Source organism: Bacillus sp. JJ1764 (genome assembly GCF_036962145.1).
Taxonomy (GTDB): domain Bacteria; phylum Bacillota; class Bacilli; order Bacillales; family Cytobacillaceae; genus Neobacillus.
The window spans coordinates 1-3667 of sequence record NZ_JBALNY010000201.1; the positions used below are offsets into that span (position 1 = coordinate 1).

The 3667-nt window shown below is 40.2% G+C and carries 4 protein-coding genes; 3 read left to right on the top strand and 1 reads right to left on the bottom strand.

Annotated features, from left to right (window positions below; all coding sequences use genetic code 11):
- The first annotated feature begins 337 nt into the window (after positions 1–337).
- Both V7083_RS21705 and V7083_RS21710 read left to right on the top strand, forming a co-directional pair.
- Positions 338–817, top strand: coding sequence for a PH domain-containing protein (locus tag V7083_RS21705; RefSeq protein WP_335481987.1), 480 nt, complete (start codon positions 338–340; stop codon positions 815–817).
- Positions 810–2255, top strand: coding sequence for a PH domain-containing protein (locus V7083_RS21710; RefSeq protein WP_335481989.1), 1446 nt, complete (start codon positions 810–812; stop codon positions 2253–2255). The genes V7083_RS21705 and V7083_RS21710 overlap by 8 nt, the downstream gene beginning before the upstream one ends.
- Positions 2256–2266: 11 nt before the next feature.
- On the opposite strand, the gene V7083_RS21715 is transcribed toward V7083_RS21710, so the two are convergent.
- Positions 2267–2995, bottom strand: coding sequence for a rhomboid family intramembrane serine protease (locus tag V7083_RS21715; protein ID WP_335481991.1), 729 nt, complete (start codon positions 2993–2995; stop codon positions 2267–2269).
- Between the two features lie 242 nt (positions 2996–3237).
- On the opposite strand from V7083_RS21715, the gene acpS reads away from it, so the two are divergent.
- Positions 3238–3588, top strand: coding sequence for a holo-ACP synthase (gene acpS / locus V7083_RS21720; RefSeq protein ID WP_335481993.1), 351 nt, complete (start codon positions 3238–3240; stop codon positions 3586–3588).
- The last annotated feature ends 79 nt before the right edge of the window (positions 3589–3667 follow it).

Consider the following 3667-nt stretch of genomic DNA (forward strand, 5'->3'; position numbering starts at 1 on the left):
GTCCGAAGTCAGGGGATCTTCAGACAGGGGAAGGCAAAAAAACGTTCGTGATGTCCGAAGTCAGAGGATCTTCAGACAGGGGAAGGTGAAAAATCGTTCGTGATGTCCGAAGTTAAAAAGTCTTCAGACAGCAGAAGTGGAAAAAGCAATCATGTTGTCCGAAGTTGGGGGACACTGTTTTTGTCTCGTAGTTGGGTATTTTATATCCAAAAATTATTTGTTCAACTGATTTTACACACAGAAACTGCTTATAGATTTTACTTTTTAACGTGCGTTCCTCAACAACAATTTGTATACTAAGTTATATTGGAAAAATTTAGATAAGGGAGGAGATTGAGTGAATAGAGAGCCAAGCAAAAAAATTTCAGCTAAGGCCTTAACAGTTTGGAGAATATCAGGGGTTATAAAATCAGCTATTGAATGGTCAATTGTAGCTACTGTGCTTTTTCTGGTCCATCTGTTCGATTGGCCAAACTGGATATCGATCATCATGATTGCATTAGGAATTATATTTACGATCCTGCATATTTTCCTCTTTCCAACCTTGCGCTGGAAGCAATGGCGCTATGATGTGCGAGAAGAGGAAGTGGAGCTTCAAGAAGGGATTTTCGTCCTTCGACGGACGTTAGTTCCAATGATTCGTGTTCAACATGTTGACACGGTTCAGGGGCCCTTACTGAGAAAATATCAGCTGGCTTCGGTTATAATCCATACGGCTGCAACAGCGCACGAAATACCTGCGTTGGAGATGGAGGAAGCAGAGGAGCTGCGTTTGTACATATCAAATTTGACAAAGGTGGCGGAAGAAGATGTCTGAAGCAAAACGTCTCCATCCGATCGCTAGTGTCATTCATGCTGGAAAAAGAATGAAAAATTTGATACTGCCGGGAATCGCGATCCTTTTTTCAGGTGGTAGAAAGGATTTATTGATTGTATTAGGGATTTCCGCAGCTGCTGTATTGATTACGCTAATAAGCGGAATCTGGTCGTGGCTGCGCTATACATATCGTTTTGAACAGGATGAACTAAGAATTGAATATGGAATCTTTATCAGAAAAAAACGGTATATTCCGTTTGAGCGGATCCAAAGCATTGATTTTACCGAGGGGATTTTGCAGCAAATATTCGGGCTCGTTAAGGTGAAAATAGAAACCGCAGGAGGAGGAGGGGATGAGGAAGCTGAGGCTGTCCTCACAGCCATCTCAAAAGAAGAGGCTCAATCTATTCAAAATTATGTTACAGCTGTGAAAAATGGCGGAATACATACAGCGAACACATCAAAGGTACATCAGCCTATTTATAAAATTTCTATGCAGCAATTGTTTATTCTATCGTTGACCTCTGGTGGTGTAGGTGTAGTGATTTCGGCAGTGTTTGCACTTTTTTCCCAATTGGATGATTTTATTCCATATAAACGAATATTTGGCAATTTGGAAAGATGGGCGGTTCATAATATTATTTCGATTGCCATCCTAGTATTTATTGGCTTTTTCATTGCCTGGATCATTTCCTTGATTATGACCATGCTGAAATACGCCAACTTTACCGTCATTAAATCGGGCAAGGAATTAATTATTTCTCAAGGCCTGCTTGAAAAAAGGCGGATCACCATACCGATAAATCGGATTCAAGCCATTCGGATCATAGAGAACTCGGTAAGCCGAGTCCTCGGATACGGTACAATTTTCATTGAGAGTGCCGGCGGCTCTGTTACCAACAAGGAAGGCGCAAATGTCACGCTTCTTCCCATGGTAAGGGTAAAGGAGGTTCGGAGCATTTTAGGAGTCTATTTACCTGAATTTCATTTTACAAACTCTTTCAACCCTGTTCCAAAAAGGGCGATGCTGCGGTATATCATCCGTAGTTGGTACATCGGGGTTCCAGTTGTTATTTTAGCCATCATTTTTTTGAAAAAATGGGGACTTTTGTTTCTTCTTCTGTTAGCTTTGCTTTCATATTGGGCTTTCTTGAAATACAAAGCATCCGGTTGGCAAATGGAGGAGAGACAACTCAGTTTCAGATATGGCGCTGGTATAAGAAAAACGATTTTTATGAAAAAGGATAAAATCCAAAGCATGAAAATAAAGGAGAGTTATTTTCAGCGAAAAAAAGATCTCGGAACAATTGAGACATTTGTGAAATCGGGCATGGGTCTTTCAATGGGAACTGTGGTAGATATGGATAGGGACGATTTAGAGGCAATTTGGAAATGGTATTCAAGAAATAAGAAAAACAGGGATGGCTCCACGGGGTAGCAATCCCTGTTTTATCTTTGGGCAAAAATGCCAATAATAACTACGATAATAAGTAGGGTCCAAATGATGAGTTTGAGAGGTGACTGGAAGGATAGACGCTTCTTTTGGTTGCCAGCCCAGCTTGCTGTTCCCTCGATAAAATCGGATAAATCTCTTTTATTATAATAAGGAATGGCTCCAAGTAAGAACCCACCAAGCAATCCAAATAAATGTGCTGTAATATTTATGTTTGGTTCCAAAAATGTCATAATCAAACTGATAACACACAAGGTAAGGATGATCTGAGAATTTTCTTTAGATAGCATATGCTTCCGAAAAATGATGATGGCGATATAGTAGCCAAATAGTCCAAAGATGGCGCCGCTCGAACCGACATGCGTATAGGATAAGGGTTCAAGTAACAGAGTGGCAATATTGGCGATAAAGCCGCTAAGAAGGTAGACAATCAGGAACCGTGTTCTCCCTAGCATTCTTTCAAGTGCCGGGCCAAATAGGATGAGGGAAAAGCTGTTAAACAGCATATGAGAAAAACCACTATGCATAAATATTGGCGTAATCAATCTCCAAAATTCCCCTTCCATGATATATAAGTTGACTCCGGAAAGGTTTTCGAAGAACCAGTAATTGGGGAAAATAGGTAAAATAGTGAAAAGATATAAAATTAAATGTAAGGCAACTATCATTGAAACAATCGGATATAGCCGAAGAAATTCGCGAAAGCTTTCAGTTCGGGTAAACATTAACTAAACCACCTCTTAGTACCATCATAGACAAAATTTAGATTAAATAAAGTAAAAAGTATTCGACTTCATCATTTATCCAGTTGCTGCAACTATGGCTCCCGGGTCTAGAGACGATCAGTAAAGAAGGAAAAATTAGTCTTTCTCCTCCTTTTCTTATAGCTTTAGCCACTGAAAGAGGCGCATACGTTTTCTTGTACACTATTATGCTACCGAAAAATAAAATAGAAGGAAGATCGTTGATGATAAAAGGAATTGGGATTGATATTATTGAACTTTCCAGGGTTCAGGAATTGATTGACAGACAAACGAAATTTGCTGATCGTGTGCTGACTCCTGCTGAAAAAGATAGATTTGAAACGTTATCTGATCGAAGAAAGGTTGAATTTTTAGCAGGACGTTTTGCTGCGAAAGAGGCCTATTCAAAGGCAGTCGGCTCCGGAATTGGTAAGGAGTTATCTTTTTTAGATATTGAGATTGCCTCAGACATGCTCGGCAAACCCTTTTTTTTAAAGCCGACAGGAAAGGCGCACTTGTCAATCACCCACAGCCGTGATTATGCCGTCGCGCAGGTGGTTTTAGAGGAGGACTAACCATTCATGAAGGGGATGAAAGACAAAAAACAGCAAGCTGTGGAAGGCCTGTCTTTCATAAGGGCGATGAAAGACAAAA

Coding starts and splice junctions, on each gene's coding strand:
- V7083_RS21710 (WP_335481989.1), top strand. CDS start 810: ATGTCTGAAGCAAAACGTCTCCATCCGATCGCTAGTGTCATTCATGCT.
- V7083_RS21715 (WP_335481991.1), bottom strand. CDS start 2,995: ATGTTTACCCGAACTGAAAGCTTTCGCGAATTTCTTCGGCTATATCCG.
- acpS (WP_335481993.1), top strand. CDS start 3,238: ATGATAAAAGGAATTGGGATTGATATTATTGAACTTTCCAGGGTTCAG.